The 15,426-nt window shown below is 57.4% G+C and carries 33 protein-coding genes and 1 tRNA gene; all 34 read right to left on the bottom strand.

From position 1 onward, the window contains the following. The 34 genes from TBK1r_RS28840 to csrA all read right to left on the bottom strand — a co-directional run bounded on the left by TBK1r_RS28840 (nucleotide 1) and on the right by csrA (nucleotide 14,984). A complete protein-coding gene (locus tag TBK1r_RS28840; RefSeq protein ID WP_145218439.1) occupies nucleotides 1-300 on the bottom strand; it encodes a hypothetical protein in 300 nt (99 codons plus the stop codon). Nucleotides 301-376: 76 nt separating this feature from the next. Next, nucleotides 377-664: a hypothetical protein gene (locus TBK1r_RS28845; RefSeq protein ID WP_145218441.1), complete on the bottom strand. Its 288-nt coding sequence runs from the start codon at nucleotides 662-664 to the stop codon at nucleotides 377-379. Continuing rightward, nucleotides 661-936 (bottom strand): hypothetical protein, encoded by a 276-nt coding sequence (locus tag TBK1r_RS28850; protein ID WP_145218443.1) that lies wholly within the window; start codon nucleotides 934-936, stop codon nucleotides 661-663. The genes TBK1r_RS28845 and TBK1r_RS28850 overlap by 4 nt, the downstream gene beginning before the upstream one ends. A gap of 1 nt (nucleotide 937) precedes the next feature. Further along, nucleotides 938-1,165, bottom strand: coding sequence for a beta-glucosidase (locus TBK1r_RS28855; RefSeq protein ID WP_145218445.1), 228 nt, complete (start codon nucleotides 1,163-1,165; stop codon nucleotides 938-940). Next, complete coding sequence (locus tag TBK1r_RS28860; RefSeq protein ID WP_145218447.1) at nucleotides 1,165-1,362, bottom strand: hypothetical protein; 198 nt, start codon at nucleotides 1,360-1,362, stop codon at nucleotides 1,165-1,167. Before TBK1r_RS28860 ends, TBK1r_RS28855 begins: the two co-directional genes overlap by 1 nt. Continuing rightward, nucleotides 1,362-1,715, bottom strand: a complete 354-nt coding sequence (locus TBK1r_RS28865) for a hypothetical protein (RefSeq protein ID WP_145218449.1) — start codon at nucleotides 1,713-1,715, stop codon at nucleotides 1,362-1,364. Before TBK1r_RS28865 ends, TBK1r_RS28860 begins: the two co-directional genes overlap by 1 nt. Beyond that, nucleotides 1,712-1,918, bottom strand: a complete 207-nt coding sequence (locus tag TBK1r_RS28870) for a hypothetical protein (RefSeq protein ID WP_145218450.1) — start codon at nucleotides 1,916-1,918, stop codon at nucleotides 1,712-1,714. Before TBK1r_RS28870 ends, TBK1r_RS28865 begins: the two co-directional genes overlap by 4 nt. After that, nucleotides 1,915-2,199, bottom strand: a complete 285-nt coding sequence (locus tag TBK1r_RS28875) for a hypothetical protein (RefSeq protein ID WP_145218452.1) — start codon at nucleotides 2,197-2,199, stop codon at nucleotides 1,915-1,917. The genes TBK1r_RS28870 and TBK1r_RS28875 overlap by 4 nt, the downstream gene beginning before the upstream one ends. Continuing rightward, complete coding sequence (locus TBK1r_RS28880; protein ID WP_145218454.1) at nucleotides 2,196-2,444, bottom strand: hypothetical protein; 249 nt, start codon at nucleotides 2,442-2,444, stop codon at nucleotides 2,196-2,198. The genes TBK1r_RS28875 and TBK1r_RS28880 overlap by 4 nt, the downstream gene beginning before the upstream one ends. Beyond that, the gene (locus tag TBK1r_RS28885) at nucleotides 2,441-2,650 is read right to left on the bottom strand and encodes a hypothetical protein (protein WP_145218456.1); all 210 of its coding nucleotides are present in this window, start codon (nucleotides 2,648-2,650) and stop codon (nucleotides 2,441-2,443) included. The genes TBK1r_RS28880 and TBK1r_RS28885 overlap by 4 nt, the downstream gene beginning before the upstream one ends. Beyond that, nucleotides 2,647-2,841, bottom strand: coding sequence for a hypothetical protein (locus tag TBK1r_RS28890; protein ID WP_145218458.1), 195 nt, complete (start codon nucleotides 2,839-2,841; stop codon nucleotides 2,647-2,649). Before TBK1r_RS28890 ends, TBK1r_RS28885 begins: the two co-directional genes overlap by 4 nt. Continuing rightward, a complete protein-coding gene (locus TBK1r_RS28895) occupies nucleotides 2,838-3,374 on the bottom strand; it encodes a hypothetical protein (RefSeq protein WP_145218460.1) in 537 nt (178 codons plus the stop codon). The genes TBK1r_RS28890 and TBK1r_RS28895 overlap by 4 nt, the downstream gene beginning before the upstream one ends. Then, complete coding sequence (locus tag TBK1r_RS28900) at nucleotides 3,368-4,075, bottom strand: hypothetical protein (protein ID WP_145218462.1); 708 nt, start codon at nucleotides 4,073-4,075, stop codon at nucleotides 3,368-3,370. Before TBK1r_RS28900 ends, TBK1r_RS28895 begins: the two co-directional genes overlap by 7 nt. A 148-nt stretch (nucleotides 4,076-4,223) precedes the next feature. After that, nucleotides 4,224-5,144, bottom strand: a complete 921-nt coding sequence (locus tag TBK1r_RS28905) for a DNA-methyltransferase (protein WP_145218465.1) — start codon at nucleotides 5,142-5,144, stop codon at nucleotides 4,224-4,226. Further along, nucleotides 5,128-6,609 carry a helicase-related protein gene (locus TBK1r_RS28910; protein WP_145218467.1) on the bottom strand — a complete coding sequence of 494 codons (1,482 nt, stop codon included), beginning with the start codon at nucleotides 6,607-6,609 and terminating at the stop codon, nucleotides 5,128-5,130. The genes TBK1r_RS28905 and TBK1r_RS28910 overlap by 17 nt, the downstream gene beginning before the upstream one ends. Further along, nucleotides 6,606-6,929: a hypothetical protein gene (locus TBK1r_RS28915; RefSeq protein WP_145218468.1), complete on the bottom strand. Its 324-nt coding sequence runs from the start codon at nucleotides 6,927-6,929 to the stop codon at nucleotides 6,606-6,608. Before TBK1r_RS28915 ends, TBK1r_RS28910 begins: the two co-directional genes overlap by 4 nt. After that, the gene (locus TBK1r_RS28920; RefSeq protein ID WP_145218470.1) at nucleotides 6,926-7,414 is read right to left on the bottom strand and encodes a RuvC family protein; all 489 of its coding nucleotides are present in this window, start codon (nucleotides 7,412-7,414) and stop codon (nucleotides 6,926-6,928) included. The genes TBK1r_RS28915 and TBK1r_RS28920 overlap by 4 nt, the downstream gene beginning before the upstream one ends. Then, nucleotides 7,411-7,620 carry a hypothetical protein gene (locus TBK1r_RS28925; RefSeq protein WP_145218472.1) on the bottom strand — a complete coding sequence of 70 codons (210 nt, stop codon included), beginning with the start codon at nucleotides 7,618-7,620 and terminating at the stop codon, nucleotides 7,411-7,413. The genes TBK1r_RS28920 and TBK1r_RS28925 overlap by 4 nt, the downstream gene beginning before the upstream one ends. Continuing rightward, nucleotides 7,617-7,925 carry a hypothetical protein gene (locus TBK1r_RS28930; protein WP_145218474.1) on the bottom strand — a complete coding sequence of 103 codons (309 nt, stop codon included), beginning with the start codon at nucleotides 7,923-7,925 and terminating at the stop codon, nucleotides 7,617-7,619. Before TBK1r_RS28930 ends, TBK1r_RS28925 begins: the two co-directional genes overlap by 4 nt. A 94-nt stretch (nucleotides 7,926-8,019) precedes the next feature. After that, complete coding sequence (locus tag TBK1r_RS28935) at nucleotides 8,020-8,232, bottom strand: hypothetical protein (protein ID WP_145218476.1); 213 nt, start codon at nucleotides 8,230-8,232, stop codon at nucleotides 8,020-8,022. After that, complete coding sequence (locus TBK1r_RS28940; protein WP_145218478.1) at nucleotides 8,229-8,441, bottom strand: hypothetical protein; 213 nt, start codon at nucleotides 8,439-8,441, stop codon at nucleotides 8,229-8,231. The genes TBK1r_RS28935 and TBK1r_RS28940 overlap by 4 nt, the downstream gene beginning before the upstream one ends. Next, a complete protein-coding gene (locus TBK1r_RS28945; protein ID WP_145218480.1) occupies nucleotides 8,438-9,451 on the bottom strand; it encodes a hypothetical protein in 1,014 nt (337 codons plus the stop codon). The genes TBK1r_RS28940 and TBK1r_RS28945 overlap by 4 nt, the downstream gene beginning before the upstream one ends. Next, nucleotides 9,448-9,750: a hypothetical protein gene (locus tag TBK1r_RS28950; RefSeq protein ID WP_145218482.1), complete on the bottom strand. Its 303-nt coding sequence runs from the start codon at nucleotides 9,748-9,750 to the stop codon at nucleotides 9,448-9,450. Before TBK1r_RS28950 ends, TBK1r_RS28945 begins: the two co-directional genes overlap by 4 nt. Before the next feature lie 89 nt (nucleotides 9,751-9,839). Beyond that, on the bottom strand, nucleotides 9,840-11,219 hold the full coding sequence (locus TBK1r_RS28955) for a hypothetical protein (protein ID WP_145218484.1): 1,380 nt from the start codon (nucleotides 11,217-11,219) through the stop codon (nucleotides 9,840-9,842). Between the two features lie 96 nt (nucleotides 11,220-11,315). Next, nucleotides 11,316-11,561 (bottom strand): hypothetical protein, encoded by a 246-nt coding sequence (locus tag TBK1r_RS28960; RefSeq protein WP_145218486.1) that lies wholly within the window; start codon nucleotides 11,559-11,561, stop codon nucleotides 11,316-11,318. Then, on the bottom strand, nucleotides 11,558-11,755 hold the full coding sequence (locus TBK1r_RS28965; RefSeq protein WP_145218488.1) for a hypothetical protein: 198 nt from the start codon (nucleotides 11,753-11,755) through the stop codon (nucleotides 11,558-11,560). The genes TBK1r_RS28960 and TBK1r_RS28965 overlap by 4 nt, the downstream gene beginning before the upstream one ends. Next, entirely contained in the window at nucleotides 11,752-11,949 is a 198-nt protein-coding gene (locus TBK1r_RS28970) for a hypothetical protein (protein WP_145218490.1), read from the bottom strand. Before TBK1r_RS28970 ends, TBK1r_RS28965 begins: the two co-directional genes overlap by 4 nt. Next, on the bottom strand, nucleotides 11,946-12,212 hold the full coding sequence (locus TBK1r_RS28975) for a hypothetical protein (protein ID WP_145218492.1): 267 nt from the start codon (nucleotides 12,210-12,212) through the stop codon (nucleotides 11,946-11,948). Before TBK1r_RS28975 ends, TBK1r_RS28970 begins: the two co-directional genes overlap by 4 nt. Next, nucleotides 12,209-12,748 carry a hypothetical protein gene (locus tag TBK1r_RS28980; RefSeq protein WP_145218494.1) on the bottom strand — a complete coding sequence of 180 codons (540 nt, stop codon included), beginning with the start codon at nucleotides 12,746-12,748 and terminating at the stop codon, nucleotides 12,209-12,211. The genes TBK1r_RS28975 and TBK1r_RS28980 overlap by 4 nt, the downstream gene beginning before the upstream one ends. Continuing rightward, the gene (locus tag TBK1r_RS28985; RefSeq protein WP_145218496.1) at nucleotides 12,745-12,939 is read right to left on the bottom strand and encodes a helix-turn-helix domain-containing protein; all 195 of its coding nucleotides are present in this window, start codon (nucleotides 12,937-12,939) and stop codon (nucleotides 12,745-12,747) included. Before TBK1r_RS28985 ends, TBK1r_RS28980 begins: the two co-directional genes overlap by 4 nt. Nucleotides 12,940-13,331: 392 nt before the next feature. Continuing rightward, entirely contained in the window at nucleotides 13,332-13,730 is a 399-nt protein-coding gene (locus tag TBK1r_RS28990; RefSeq protein ID WP_145218498.1) for an HNH endonuclease, read from the bottom strand. Between the two features lie 412 nt (nucleotides 13,731-14,142). Continuing rightward, entirely contained in the window at nucleotides 14,143-14,370 is a 228-nt protein-coding gene (locus tag TBK1r_RS28995) for a helix-turn-helix domain-containing protein (protein WP_145218499.1), read from the bottom strand. A gap of 106 nt (nucleotides 14,371-14,476) precedes the next feature. Further along, nucleotides 14,477-14,549, bottom strand: a tRNA-Glu gene (locus tag TBK1r_RS29000). A gap of 240 nt (nucleotides 14,550-14,789) precedes the next feature. Further along, nucleotides 14,790-14,984, bottom strand: a complete 195-nt coding sequence (gene csrA / locus TBK1r_RS29005; RefSeq protein ID WP_095742250.1) for a carbon storage regulator CsrA — start codon at nucleotides 14,982-14,984, stop codon at nucleotides 14,790-14,792. Between the last annotated feature and the right edge of the window lie 442 nt (nucleotides 14,985-15,426).

Consider the following 15,426-nt stretch of genomic DNA (forward strand, 5'->3'; position numbering starts at 1 on the left):
CTAGTCGGCCTTGATGCCGCGCAACGCAAGGATTCGCTCCGTGAGCTGATCTCGCAACTCCGTGGCGGCATTGACATCCAGTCCGACCCATTCAGTCGGGTGAGCAAACCTTATGATGATCGTTCCGTGTCGATCATCGTTCGCGATTGCGTATGTCAGTTCTCCGTCGTCATCACAACCAATGCGTCCGTCGGGAAACTTTCGAGAATAGGCCCCTGTCGTCTGTTCGATAAAACGATCGCGTAATGCACCCTGCTCTCGCAGGATCCTTTCCAAGTCTTGCCCATGATGTGGGTTCATAACACTAGCTCTCCAAAGCCCCGCCGCGCCCGCTGCGGCGAGAGGTTCAAAACGCGAGCGGGCCGCGTTGGGTGCGCTAGGCAATGATCAGTCGCACTGTTCGTTCGTAAATCTCGATCGCCTTCCGATCAGCCCTTGCTTCTGCATCGGCAAGCCGGATCTCGGTATCAGCAAGCATCGCAATCTCGCGATCGATGCCGACCTGCGACATGGCGGAAGGATACGGCAGGCTCCGCTGCCGTATCTCGCTCATCTTTGCCGCAAAGCAATACCCGCAAATGTCGGCGTCTCTCGGGTCTGCGAACCCCGTCTCATCGACGTCAATGCCGCATTGCATGCACTTGTATTCCGTGTCGCATCTCATGGCTCCCACTCCTCAAAAACCTCAACCCCGCCCCTGCCCGGATACGCAACACGCGTGCCCACGTAAGACAGCGGCCTCGCTTGATCGTCAACCATCCGAATGTCACCCTCCTCTTCCAGCACGCTGACGATCTCGTACAGCGCCGAAAAGCAAACGTCGTGCTCGGTCCCTCGTATCGCCGCCGCGATTTGCTGGATCGTCATCGGCCCGCGACTGTCGACGATGCGACGGATGCGGATTGATCGGCGTTCGGCCATCCTTGGTTTTGTCATGTCAAAACCACTCCGGCGTGTCGCGGCTGTATTCATCTTTCTTGATGACCTTCTCTTCCAAGCACTTCTCGCAAAAGAAACGATCGACTCGCACAAAGTGCGTTTGGTATCCGCCGCCGTAGCAGTCCTTTTTCTTCGTGTCGAGATGCACGAAGCGATGCTCGCACGGCGGTGGTGGCGGAAGCTCTGACGGCTTCGGCACTGTCGGTCCCTTATAGTTTTCACTCATCACTCCCCATCCTCCAAAACATCACTGCACGCCAAACACACCACCACCTCGGTCGGCAACCATTGCCCCGAGTCGTTGACACAGAAGAACATCCGCGTCATCTGCAAATAGCACCGGTCGCCGCAGCCGCAGCACTCGCTGCCGTCCGGGTCGTCTTGGTCCCAGCGGAAGTCGACGTGCACCGTTAGTGTCGCCATCACTCCCAATCCCTCCGAAACTCCGGGTAACGTTTCCGATCTTCCGCCTCTGGATCCCCAACGGTCCAGGTCTCAATCACACAATCACTCGTCACACGCCACCGCTTGCCGTCATGGTTGACGATCACGCTATGACGTTCGCCGCAGCACACGGGCCGCTGTTGCTTGTCTCGCAGCATCACGTAGCCGTAGCTGATGAACCGCCGCGAGTACGGCGACCATCGCCAGAAAATTAGCTGCGTGAACACGAGCGTGCCGTCTGGCCTGTGGCAGTGGTTCACGTCGATTCTGTCGAAATGGATCGACGGGGTTTCGCACGGGATGGTCAGGGCGAGGAGGAGGAGGATGGTCATTGGTTGGCCTCCTTTTTGGCTAAATGCTCTATCACAATGTCCGCGACGACGATCAGGTGCATGTCGCCAAGCTGGGAAAAGTCAAAGCCAGCGATTGCGTCAAGGGCCGCCTGCCTCAACCCCTCTCGTCCAAGCGGTCCCTGCCTCCGTTCACTTGCCCACTCCACGAAGCTGGCGGGCTGCTTTTGGGGGTCTTGGCTCATTGGTTAGCCTCATCCAATCGAATCCCAATACACGCAGCCGTCCCTGGCTCGCCATAACACGCAATCCAATCCTTGGACCGCATCCAACGCCGTTGAAAACTTACGATCACGCCCGTGCGTCGATGCTTCTTGCCGTAGCCTTTACTCAGCGTCACACGCCGACCGACGCGACACGTTTGCTCGTTCCACCGTTTGCCGTGCTTGCGGTATTCGACCGTTTTGCTGCCGTCGCAGAATGCGTCGTAGTATTCGGTTTTCAGGGGGATGAATAGGCTGGTCATTGCTTCGCCTCCAACTCCCTCATTGCCGCATCAAAATCAAAGTCATCCCATTGGTGGATCCACTCAATCGCACACTTGCGACAGTAGCAGTCCCATTCGTCGTATTCGTAGCTGGTCTTCCGATACCAGCCGCGACTGCCGTTGCATGTGCTTTCGCAGGTTCCGCAGGTGGCGTCGTAGGAGTCGCTGTTGCCCTGGATGAAACCGTTTCGCCTTAGGTCTTCTGTGTCGCTTGCTCTGCTCATTGCTTCGCCTCCGCATCACGAATCCGCCGAGCCTCTCGCAGCACATCGACCAGTTCGCTGTGCCCGTCGTCACGAATGCCGAAGTCGTAAAGCTTGTCCGCCACAAACTGGGCAAACTCTTCCAGCGGGCTGACCGGATCGGACAGCTTCACATGCCCGCACGCACGCTCCCAGTACAGGTCCGCAAATGTTTTCTTTTCACTCACTCTTCAATCCTCACTTTGTCTTCATCAACCAAAACAACCGTCTCTCCAATAACGCCATAGATCCAGCCGCAAAACTGGTCCCTGTATTCGATCTCGACCTCTTCCCGCGACGTGTGCCGGCGATACGGAGAGCAGTCGTCGTCCTTGGCGATCTTGCAGACAGTGCCGGCGGGGATGATGTAGCGGGTCATTTCCAAAAATCCACCATCGACTTCTGGTCTGTCTGCGGCACCGTCGGCCAGCACAACTCGACATTGCCCTGTTTGTGGTATCGGTGGATCACCTCCATCGCCGTCGCGTTCTCCGCTTCGCTCACATGCCCCGCACGCAACGCCGAACCCCACGCTGCCGCGCACTTGATCGACGGGCCGAATCGCCACGACATGCTTTTGAGCGATGAGTCCGCCGGCGGTTTCGCTTGGTCTCGCAACTGTTCGGTGTTTCGCTGCTCGATGCGTCGCGCCGCTTCAACGCCGCCCCATGTGCGAAGCAGGTTTCCGAGTCGGTCGAACTCGTAGTTCTTCGGCATCTCAACGCGACCGTCTAGGATCTCATCCGCAGCAACGCGAACGTCTGACGGCTCCAGGCTTGAAAGCTGCCGGAGCCACGCATCACGCATGCCCTTTTTTTGCGTGTCGGTCAGGTTGTCGTACCACTTCGCGAACGACGGGTATGACCTGCCAATCGACTCGACGATCGGCCCCAGGTCTGATTCAGCTACCATGTGAACGGTTCCTCCTTGGCGGTGCTCCTGCCCTTGCCTGCTGACGCTTTCTGAAAATCGTTATCGCTGTCGAGAATCGACCGAGCGGATTTGCCGAGCGAAAACCGCAGGTCCGCGGCTGCCTTCGCTGGCTCCTTCGATGCCAAGTCCATCAAGTGGACCTCAGCCACAACGGGATCAAGCGGCTTTCCCATTCGAGATTCCCAGGAATCAAGCCATCGCCCCCAATCCTCCCGCCACTCATCCTCCACAGCGGGGTGATTCAAAATCTGCTCGCGCTGCGTGTGTGTGTGTGTAATACTCTTCTCTTCTCTTCTCTTCTCTGGTAACGCAGATGTAACGCTGTCCGCGTTACAATTCTTCCGGTGTGATTCCACCCGTTTTCGAGTTTGAGCCCGTGTTTTTGCAGTTTTTCCGTTGTGTCGTTCAAAGTTCGGCAACAGAAACTGCCCCCCCTCTTCTAGCAGCCAGCCGGATTCCGACATCGCTTTTGCAAAACCTGAAACGCCAGCGAGTCGATCTAGTAACGAGCGTGTAACGCTGCCAGCGTTACCGTCAACGGTCTGTTGATCGGCCCAGATCCAGATTCGAATGAGCTTTCCGGTGACAGCATCGGGGTCAATTCCAAGGGAGTCCGCCATGCGGAACACTTCGGGTTTGTCCGGCGTCGTATTCTCAATCTTGATCCAATCGCCAGCCATTACTGCACCACCCTCTCCCTTAATCCCTCGGCTTCCTTGCACTCGCAGAGCACCACAAGCCGGCGGCACCGATCACATCGGCATTTGTCGCAGATCGTGTTTTCAGTCGGGCCGCCGCAATGGTTGCAGGGTGATGCTTTCCTGGTGCTCATTTCAATTCCGCAAAAAGTAGGTTTTGCTCGTCATTCGACCGCTCCGCAATCGCTGTCCTGCAATTCTTGATTGCTTGCTGGTGGTACTCTGGCTTTAGCTCGCAGCCGTAAAACCGTCTCGGATCCGCGATCAGCTTGCGAGTTTTCGGAGACTTCCCGCCCAGTGCCACGTAGCCCTCTGATCCAATGCCGGCGAACGGGCTGAATACAATCTCGCCGGGGTCGCTGTACAGCAGCACGCAACGCCGGATCACTTCCAGTTGCAGCGGGCAGATGTGCCGTGTGTCTTCGTCTGACTTGGCTGCCTTGGTGTTGAGGGTGTCCGTCTCGTGGATGTCATGCCAGCAGCCCTCCGCCCAGTCGATCCAGTCGTTCCGGGTCACTTGATGCTTGGCGTTGATCTTCCGAGCGTTATCCCCCGGCTTCCGAAACTTGATCAAATAGTCCTGCAACGTGCCCCGCTGCCCCGCACGGTCGGATTCGAGCCCGCTGAATTGCAGTTCCCTGCTACGGGTTCTGATCGCCTGTGATTGCGGGTTCTTGCGAACAGACCAATCGTATTCGTAAACAAGCCCCGCACGTTCCCCGAGTCGAATGTTCAGACCGCGGAAATCAAACAGCCCAACGCCGCCTGATCGCTTCATGCGTGGTATCTGCATCACGTGGACAATCGCAGCCCGACCCGGCTTCAACACCCTTGCAAGGCCATTGAAGAAAAACGATAGATGCAGCTTCGCTTCGTCGCCCATCGAATCCACATTGCCGATGTCGCACTCAGAATCAGAGTATGCGTACAACGCTGGGAACGGTGGCGAGAAGATAGAGAAGTCAACCGACGACTCCGGCATCTCGTCCATCATGTGCGTGATGCAGTCGCCGTGATGGATGTCAAACTCTTTGTTATTGAAAACAGGCATGGCCCACCTCTTTAAATAATTCCTCTTGCTGCTTGGTGTCGGATTCCACGCGATCCGCTTTCCGCAGCACGTTGTCAACAAATGGCATTTCCAGTTCGGTCACTGGAATGTGAACATTCAGCGGTCGGGTTGATCCGATGCGGTTCGACCGCTTGACCGCTTGGTAAAACTCCTCATACGAATCCTTAATCCCGCTGAATACCTGCCGTGTGCAAACCTGAAGATTGAGGCCGAATCCAAGGATTTTCGGCTTGGTAATCAACACCTTCACATCGCCACGCTTAAATCGGTCAATGGCTGACTGCCGGTCTGTTTCGCTGGTCGCTCCATGAACTGACACCGCATCGGGAAACGTCCGCTCCATGCTGGTTTGCTCGTCGTTGTAGTGGCACCAGATGATGGTCGACTCATCCGGCCACGAATCAACAAGGCTGCGGATGAATGCCGGCTTATTTGTCGGTATCCCGTTCTTGCCTTTTGCGATTTGCGAAAGCTTGCCGCGGTCGCCCAGCCCGCCGATACTCGTCGGCATTAAAGTGCCAGTCACTTCCCGAGCCGCTACTCGCTGCTCTTGTGTCATCGGAACTTCGTCAATGTGGATGTGTATCGGCGGCGTTGTTCCAACGTTATCTTTCCAGCCGTATGTCGCTGGGTTCGTCAGAAAGATAGACCAGTCCGCCAGATCGCGATAAAACGGCTTTAGTGCGTGCGGCTTAAGCTCCCATCGGTTCTGCGTCTGTCCGCGATTGATGAAGTAGGACGCGAGGAACTCGTTCACCGTCTTGGCACGGTCCAGAAAGACGGCATGGTTTGCAAACTCAATCCGATCATTCGGTGCCGGTGTTCCAGTCGCACATAGCTTCCATTCGAGCCCCCTGCCAAGCTCGATTAGTCGCGTGCCCCATGCCCCATAGTGACTTTTCAACATTGACGACTCGTCAAGAATCAAAGCCCCGAGATTGCCTGTCGTCAATCCATCGCGTATCGCTTCGTAGTTCGTGACACCAATCTGTGTATCGAACGAATCAGTGCTTGTAAGCCAGTGTTGCAGATCCCTTGCAACAATCCGGCCAATGTCGAATCGTTCGCCGTAAAACGACCGGGCCTCGTCGATCGTCTGCTGCACAACCATTAGCGGCGAAACGATCAGCACCTTCTTTCCGGTAGCTTCCGCAGCGTGCTTTGCAAACTCCAGGATCATTAGCGTCTTGCCAAGCCCGCAGTCCGCAAAGATTGCAAACTTCCGTTTCTGTATCGCAATCTGGGAAATGTCCCGCTGGTAGTCGTATGCGGAATCATGTGGCGTGTAGTTGCACTTTCCGCTGATTGGTTTCGCGCCAAACATGCCAGCGTATTCGTCGGGAATCCATGCCTGCCCGCCCGTGATCTTATAGATTGGGCACTGCCGCACCTGAATGAACTGGCGATAGCTTTCTGGGCTTGATTTGTCAAAAGTCAGAATCACTGCACCACCCTCCGCCGCTCCCAGTTCTCGCGCCGCCGTTTGGCGAACGCCTCGCCCTCGCCGCCGTCGCGGTAATCAATCGCGTCCATCATTAAGCCGTATGCGTAGCACTCGATTCCAATCACCTCACGCAGCCTCACGCAGTCCGCGCAAGTCTTGTGTGTTGAACCGCCCGAGTCTTTCCAAATGCCGCTGACGTACTCGTACCGCTCGCCTGGCAGGATGTCCCGCAAGCACTCACCGCACCGGTGGACCTTGCGAGCCTTCGGTTTGGTGACGGACCCGCGGACCATCGGATTTTCCATGCAGTCGCACATCATTTGCCCTCCGTTATGTTTCGCCGCTCATCGTCGAGCCGTTGGTGCATCACACGCTCCGCCATCGTTCGCCGCCCATACTCCGCCAGCAGCACAGCGTCGGCCGTCCTGTGCGTCCACTTATGCGTCGGGAACAACTCCTGCGCCCTTGCCTTCGTGACGTTCTTGTCGCCCTTGCTGCGGCACCTCATCACCTGTTGCCACTTGGCAGGCGTGACGGTTTCAAAAGGGATCCGGTGGGCAATAAGGAGCCCGCGCAGGAACCCGTAGGATCGCCCGAACTTGAATGTTGACGACACACCCTGCTTGGGCATTGCCGAGACTTGCTCAAGGATGGCAAAACAATAGTCGTCCTTGAGCGGCTCGAATGCCGACAGCCAATCGCTAACGTCCCTTTCGGTCCAATCGTTCCGGGCGTGCATGATCTCGTTGCCGTCGATCGCCACAATCGCACCGCTCGCCCCTGGGTCCACTCCTAGATAGATCACTTGGTTTCCCTCTCCATTGTTCGCACCCTTTGCTTCACCCGATCACACAACGCCTTTCCGCTCACCGCCACCAGGTCCATGACCGTCACGTCGCCACGGTCATACAGCTTCGCCAACTTCGTAATCGCCGCACTGTCGCACTTGCTCGCACAGCCGCCGCCGCTGTCGGTGATGATCTTGCGGATCTTGGCTCTTGCTTTGTTCATTGCTCCTCGCTCGACTCCCATGCCATTTCGATACCAGGCCGGAACGACAGATCCAGCGTCCCCGTCTCGGCAAGTCGTTTCTTCGCCCACGGCTTGAACCGGACGTTTTCCGCCTTCCAAACCCGATCACGAAGCACGGTGCCACCGATCGCCCGCACATCGCCATAGGTGGCCTGTGGCTTCTGGTCGTGCCCGCTGCCAAACGTCAGATCCGCAATCCGCTTCAATTGCGTCTCGTTCATCTTTCGCCAGTCGCCGCCGCACTCGTCGATGATGCGGATGATCTTTTCCTTGCCGTTCGTCATCGGTTCCTCTGTGAATTAAAAAGCCGGTGTGTAAATCGCTCCCCCAGACTTATGTTTGGAGTTGCCACCGGCCGCCCCACGCGGGGCTGTATTGTTAGACTTCCACGTGCCCCCAACGCCTGCCCGCTCGGACATCGTTGATGGTGCTCTTGCTGACTTTCAACACCTCCGCGACTTTCGCGGACGGCAATGAGTCTCGTATGACCACACGCACCCGCATGTCGGTCATCTTCGCTTGTCTACTCTTCTCGCCCGCGGTCGATTCCCAACCGCGTAGGGCGAGTGATCCTCTCTTGCGTCGTGTCACGCCGGACGCCTCCAATACTTCGCCATGCTGCCCATCTGCACCGTCCGCGTGTGGACCATGACGATCCGACCGCACGGGTACTGGATGCGATCCCAGCGGTAATACGTCCCGCCGATGATCTCGGTGTACTGGGCTTGGCCCGCTTGGATCGCGACGAACGAACCGCAGGAAGGTCCGCCGATCAGTTCGGCTTCTTCGTAGGTGATCACTGCACAAACTCCTTCATCCGCTCGTTGAACAGCTTGCCCAACCGCTTGGCGTCAGCCGGCGGCACCTCGTCCGATCCGTCAATCTTTTTCCACGCTTCGTCGATCGCCTTGGGGTCGTCCGATTCGTGCAAGATCGCCTCGCAGTCTTTGAGCCACGATGGCGCAGCGGGTTGCTGCTCTTTCGGCTTCACGCCTAGTTGCTCCTGCCGACGACGACCGGCAAGAATGATTTCTTGACGGTGCGCGTTCTCGATCGACTCGTCGGCTTCCAGCTGGTCCTTGCACGCCTTGAGCGTTTCAACGTTCGGCGCGTTCTTCATCTCTTCCAGCAACCGCAAGACGTTCGGCGGTTTCTCCAACAATCCCACGCTACCGGGGCTGGTCGTGAACGTCGCATCGACTTGCACGTAGGGCGGTTCGGCTTCGTCGAACTCACTCACCAGACCAAGCAGTACGTCAGGACAATACCGACGCACCCAACTCCGCGCCGCCGCGTAGCTCAACTGCTGTTCCGGGTCGCAACCATCCCATGCTGCACCGCCTCGCTGCTTGCACACCGCAAACGGGTCGGTTTGCAACTCTCGGGGCTCTCGTTCGCCCGCGAATCGCCCGCTGCAAATGCACCGCTTTTGGTCGCCCTCACCGATGTAGCGGAACGACAACCGCTCTGCCAATCCGCCGCGACTGTTGGCAAGTGCCGCGTAGGTCTTGCCGTCGAAGTCCAGCTTGCCGTGAACGATAAACGTCGCTTGGGCAAACGCGAAAAGATCGACGCCGTAGCGATGGGCCGCACTGATCACAACCGTTGCGATTGCAATTTGTTTTTGACGGGTGAACCGCTCGACGATCCTGCCTTTTTCGAGTCTGCCGCGAAGGTGGGCGGGTAGCATTTCGCTATCCACGAGCACACCCGCCACGGTCGCGAAGTGTGCAAACTGGGCTGGGTCGAATACCGCGTTGACTTGCTGCGGTTGCTGTGTGGTTTCTGGTGATGCCATTAACTGATTCACTTCAATGCCTCTTCGGAAATGTGGAAATAAGAACCCTGCAGATTGAGCAGCGACTGGTGCCACCCGTCGAACCGTTCGCCGAACTCTGACGAACCGATGTAGCCGATTGGTTCAGCTTGGATGCTGGCCACTTCGTCCCGCATGTTTTCATGCGTTTCGCTTTTCATACGCTCCAGATAATCCTGAACGCGGACACAGGCGTGCTCGTTGTCGTCGGCCCGAACGATCACGCCGCGGAACTCTCCGCCAAGTGATTCAAGACGCCGGAACGTGACGCCGTAGTGTTTCCTAATCGACATGACGCCTCTCCAAAAAACGGCACAAAAGCCAAGCCGGGACTTCCACCAGCGGCACCGCGAGTGCCGCACCGATCGCGAAATGTATAAAGTCAGGATTCATTGGTGGACTCCTCGCCGCGTAGCTCGTTGGCCTCCACTGCCCTTGCAAGCCCGTGTAGTGAGCGATAGAACGCCTGTGATTCTTCAAGCGTCGTGAACTTTGCCGTCACGACATAGTGCTTGGCTGAACCGCAGGATTCACTCACGACAAAGCCAGCCCTGCCAGTGCTGACTACCTCTTTGCACCGCTCCCGCAACTCATCCCGCTCCCGCCGCAACTGCTCGACTTCATCGGGCGTGGGGTCGGTGGGGAGGACTTCGCGGATGCGAACCAGACTGCTCTTGGCCCACGATGGGGCATTCTCTGCGTCGCTGTAGAGGTGAGCCTGCTCGCCGTTGATGTCTGTCCAGATGCTCGCAAGCCACTCCCGCCGCTCACCATCCGGCACGCCGGGGGCGAGCGGGGCATGCAGCCCGTAGTCCACGACGTAATCACAGCCAACCACCGCGGTGTCTTTTTCAGGATCAACTGGGCGACGGCTGCCCTCAATCTCTCGCACGTCTCCCATGATGCACCCGTAGCAGATGTTTGTGACGCACTCGTCCCACCCGTTGTCGCTGGCTGCATCCCTCGCCTCATCCACATACGTCTCGGTTGCAGCCCTCGCTTCTTCTTCTGTCGCGTGTCGCTCCACATTGCCGTCGATGTCAATGCTGATCCACTCCCGCCGCTCACCATCCGGCGCGAGCGGCTTGCGTTTGCGTGGAACGACCAGCACATCGGCAACGTGATCGGGGGCGGGGGCGATGCGACGGCGACGGATAAGCTGATTGGTGTCGTGCGTGTGGCCGATGTCACTTGATGTGGTCCATATGTCCAAGCCGTCGAGATAAAGGTCGTCCCCCTTCTGAACCACTTCACCGTTTTGCAGGAACCGCCATCCATCACCAGCGACCAACCGTCGATGCCAAGCCAACTCCCCGTGCGGGTCCACCCACTCGCTCCCGTCCCACGACTGCTCAGCGTCGGCGATGTCGCATAGGTTGTGATGGGGGCCGGGGTCGGGGGCGGGCTCTGGCGTGTCATACGCATCGACCGGAACCTGGTCGCATCGCTCGTGTGCGTCCCACTTGCGGGCAGCTTCGATGATGCGGTCAAGATCGGATTCGAGCAGCGACGGAAACTGATCGCCGGGATAGCTGTTCGTCCGGTCCCACCTCCACTCTTCCAGCCTGTCGCAACTCGCCGCCAGCGACGTGTCGGGTTCGGGCGGTTCGGGTGGCACTGGCGGAAAGCGCGTCCATGTATCGCCCATGCTGACCTCTTCCCAGTAGATGGGCAGCCATGCACCATTTCGCAGCCACAACACATACTGGTCCGCGTCTGCATCCTCCGCAGTCGGCAGCCTGTCAGTTATCCACTCACTCATCTCGCACCTCAGTTAGTTGTTAAAAAACGCCCCTCCGTGGGCCGGATCCCATCCGCTCCGTTGCACTCATTGCCGACGGCTCCGCCATCGCTCGTATCAGTCACGCTCCAATGGCGTGAACTCCTTGCCGCTGTTCGACAGCCTGCCCTCGATCAGCAGCGGATTGCCATCCGAGTCCCTGATGTGCTCCGCGACCGCTGGCCCAAAGATTTCGCCAATGCCGTCAATGTGGATCTGGCACCATGCCGAGAACCGCTCGGGATGTCCGTTTCCTGGTGGGATTCGCACGCCAAGCGACACCGCGTCTTTATCTAGCGTGTCCTTCCAAGCCCAAAGTCTCATTGATCTCTCCTGTGTTTGATGCTCTTGATTTGCCATTGCATGTAGTCGTAGTGCCTGCTGTCCATGCTGCTGTGCTGGTCGGGCATGTTTGGTGCGTGTTTGAACCAGCAGATACAGACCAGCGCGCCGATCACGCAGACGGGCAGGATTCGGGTTGTTGCCCAGATGACCGCGTAGAATGCGATGTCGATCATGTGTCGCTCCCGGTCGGCTGTGCCCAAGTGGCGTATGCTTCCAGTGCCCAACGTGCCGCAAGGCAGGCCATCGTCAGAGCGAGCACCGCCCGGTGAACGACTTGCAAACTGTCGGTGCAGACCATCACAGCAAGCAGGATTGCACCCGCCGCAGAGATCAGGTTTCCGGCGATGGTTAATGTGGCGCGGTTCATTGCTTGTCCTCGTATGGGTTTTGCAAAAGGTCTTCAAGATGCTCCAGTCGCCAGCACCGCTCACAGCGGGCGGGAGACGTGGTGGCACATTCACACTTCGGAAAATGCGTCTCAATCAAACGCATCCCGAACACATGCACCGGCTCTGCTTGTGCGTCCCACGTCTCGTCCGGTGGCGTGTCTACGCGGTTGCCGTTGGCGTCGAGGATGCGGATTGCTTCGGTGTACAGGCTTGAGGCGTGGGGCCAGTTGGGGTTGGTCATTGGTTCGCCTCGCGATTCCGAAAGAACCACCGCACCGCTTCACGGCACCACAAGAACGCCGGCGTCCACTGCCTCAGATTCGGGAAGTCGCGGCCGTCAACCAATCCGCTGCTATACAGTTCGCTTTGAAACGTATGCTCGCAGAATGTGTATTCCTCAAGCTCCGCCGCGATGCGTGCCCGGTCGCTCTCGGTTCCTTCGGCAGTCTGTTCTTCGGCAAGGAACTCATTCGCTGTATCAGGGTCGTAGGCTTTGACGATGATGTTGTTCGGCACCTTTTCCGCGAAGTAATCAATCGACTCGACCGCCGACGGTGCCCATTCGAACATATCGTTTAACCGCTCGACAACGAGCGTGCCAACGTCACCCGTGACAATCAGCCTGCCGGGTATCGTGGTGATGTTGAACGCATAGATTCCGGTTCCTGGCTTTGCGCATCGGTAGTGCCGGAACAGGCCATTTTCCAAGTCGGTCGTGATGACGTGATCCGCAAACGCCTTTTCGGCCAGCCTCTCAATCTGCTCTTTGATCTTCATCGCATCACCTCCGGCCGACGCCCGCACTCGATCAACCACTGCTCAACAGCACCCCGCGAAACCCGCCAGCCGTACCGGTCCTGCACCCGCCGCGTACAGTAGATGTCGCCGCGGTCGATTAGCTTGCGGATGTCGTCGGGGTCGTGGTTGAGACGGCGGGCGATTTCGGGGATGGATAGGGAGTCGTTCATTGGGGGTTCCTCAGCTTCTTAGATAGGTATGAGTAAACTTCTCGGCACAGTTCGTCCTCGATCGTGTCTGGGTATCGCACCCATCGCGTGCTTGTTGAGAAGTGCGTGCCATCGTCTAGCCAAACGTCGCCGTAGCTTGTCCAGCCGCCTTCGAATTGCGTTCGATCGACACGCGGCATTTCGAACAACGCTCGACGCTTTCGCCCTTGGTTCTCTTTGCTCAGGCATGTGTCACGGGCGATCCTGAGTGACAGCAACTCGCACATGCGGGCAGCGTCTGCACAGCTTCTGCGTTTGCTCATTGGTTGACCTTTACGATTAGTGATTGCCAAACGGTGATTTTTCGGTGCCGTCGCGGTATGCGGGATTGCACAACGCGGTTCGTGTTTTTGCTAAGACGCTGCCCTGCTGCATGCGATGGAATCGCCAGGGATCTCCGAGCGGCACGCAGGGTTGTCAAAGACCCTGCCGTGCATTTCGGGGAAGTTGAGTGCGGCAAACTCGCCTCGCAACTCAATCGCCCGTTTATCAAAAGCCTCTGCCGCCGCTTCCTCGTTCTGGAAGTAACCGATCGTTTCCAGCTTTCGCTTGTGGCGTATCTGAACGCACCAGCAATTGGCGGACTTGTCCCAATGGACGCCAACAAATCGTGACGTTCCTCCGCGCGACCAAGTGTTGACGCTGTTCTGCCACGGTGTAGCTGCACGCAGGTTTTCGCGAACGTTGTTGAGTCCGTTGCGGTCCCGGTGATCAACAACGAACAGCGGGAAATCAAGAATCAGGCGGTGCATCAAGACCGGCCGCCTCTGTCCGTCGCGATCAAAGAATGACGAGCGAGTCCTTGCGTACTTCGTAGCTCCGGGGCATTTCCAGCTTCCATGGAGCTCCCACCGGAACCTCTGCACGTTGTCAATTGACGACTCGTCAATGATTGCAACGGTGTCCTTTACCGGGATCTCTGCAAGGCCGTCTCCGATGAGCCTTGCCTTCAAGTGCTCCGGTATCGCACGCAAAAAAATCCGTACCATTTCACCCGTCCATCAAATGACGAACGGTCGCGGAAGAGTCCGCAAGAGTTCGCCGGCTAGTGGTGTGCCGGCGTTTCGTAGGTCACTCAGATAGTGACCAAAAAGAAACCCGGCGTTTGTTTGACGCCGGGACTTTATCGGTTAGATTTTCATGTGTCAACAATAGTTGACACGATTAAGCAGAAATTTTCTTTCTTGTCGCCGCTTTCAGGGTAAATTGCATGCCGACAGCAGCAGCCATCTTTTCGGCGACTGGGACAGTAGGGTGTGAATCGCCGCGAAGCATCTTGTAGATGTACTCGCGCGAGACGCCGCATTCATCGGCCAAGCATTTGACCGAGATAGCCTTTGAGCTGATCGCCTGACGGACTTTTGTGAGTAGTGCATCCATGATGGCGGACATTATTGGTTGCCTCTGTCGTCGTGTCAACTAAAGTAGACACAGCAGAGGTGTCAAACAAACGCCAGGCGTTGCTTTGCGGGCCTCACGGCTACCGCCCTCTGCTGAGTGACCCCTACGGGACTCGAACCCGTGTCGCCGCCGTGAAAGGGCGGTGTCCTAGACCGCTAGACGAAGGGGCCATGGCGATGAGCAACCTGGGTGACTCATCACTGGGCGGAGTTTTAGCGAAGACCCCAAGGAACCGTCAAGGGTTCGTGTCGCCCACTCGGAAAAACGGCGCAATTTTTGCTCGAATCGACGAGCGAGACAGAAATGACGCACCGTGGTGGGGGCTCGGGGGCGGCCAGATCAGGCGTCTGCTTGGGAAAAAACGCTACTGGGCCGGTCCTTCGAAGAAAACCTCGTCGCCGTGTGAGACACTATGCGTCGACGGCCGCGTCTCCCGACTCCAAACTTTTCTGAATCGCCTCGTAGACTTCGCGGCGGTGCACGGGGACTTCGCGTGGAGCCTCCACGCCGAGTCGAACCTTGTCGCCACGGATCTCGACAACAACGATCTTGATGTCGTTGTTGATGACAATACTCTCGTTCTTTTTTCGCGATAAAACCAACATTGTTTCAGTCCTTTCGTTGACCGGCCTGATAAATCGAATTGATGCCTACGGGGCGAACCAGCGTCCGACGGGAGGTCATTCGGCAAGATCGCTGTAGGCCGGTTCAATGCGGCGTCACTATTGGGAGGTAGGGACAGCCACTCCTGACAGTCAACTCTAGAACAAAATTAGTATCGGTCAAGGAATTCTGGCTTGACAAAACCCGATTTCTGGCCTTTCCACTCATCCAGGGGCTCGCCTAACCGTCAAACTCCGCCGTAAAGGGGGTGTTTTGCACCGCCCGTCGCGAACTCCCGTCCGCCAGCGACGCCACACGGGGGGGCAAGTTTCGGGTTTCGGGTTTCGGGTTTCGGGTTTCAGGTTTCAGGTTTCAGGTTTCAGGTTTCAGGTTTCAGGTTTCAGGTTTCAGTACTCAGTACTCAGTACTCAGTACTCAGTACTC

This window comes from Stieleria magnilauensis, assembly GCA_007753675.1.
GTDB lineage: Bacteria > Planctomycetota > Planctomycetia > Pirellulales > Pirellulaceae > Stieleria > Stieleria magnilauensis.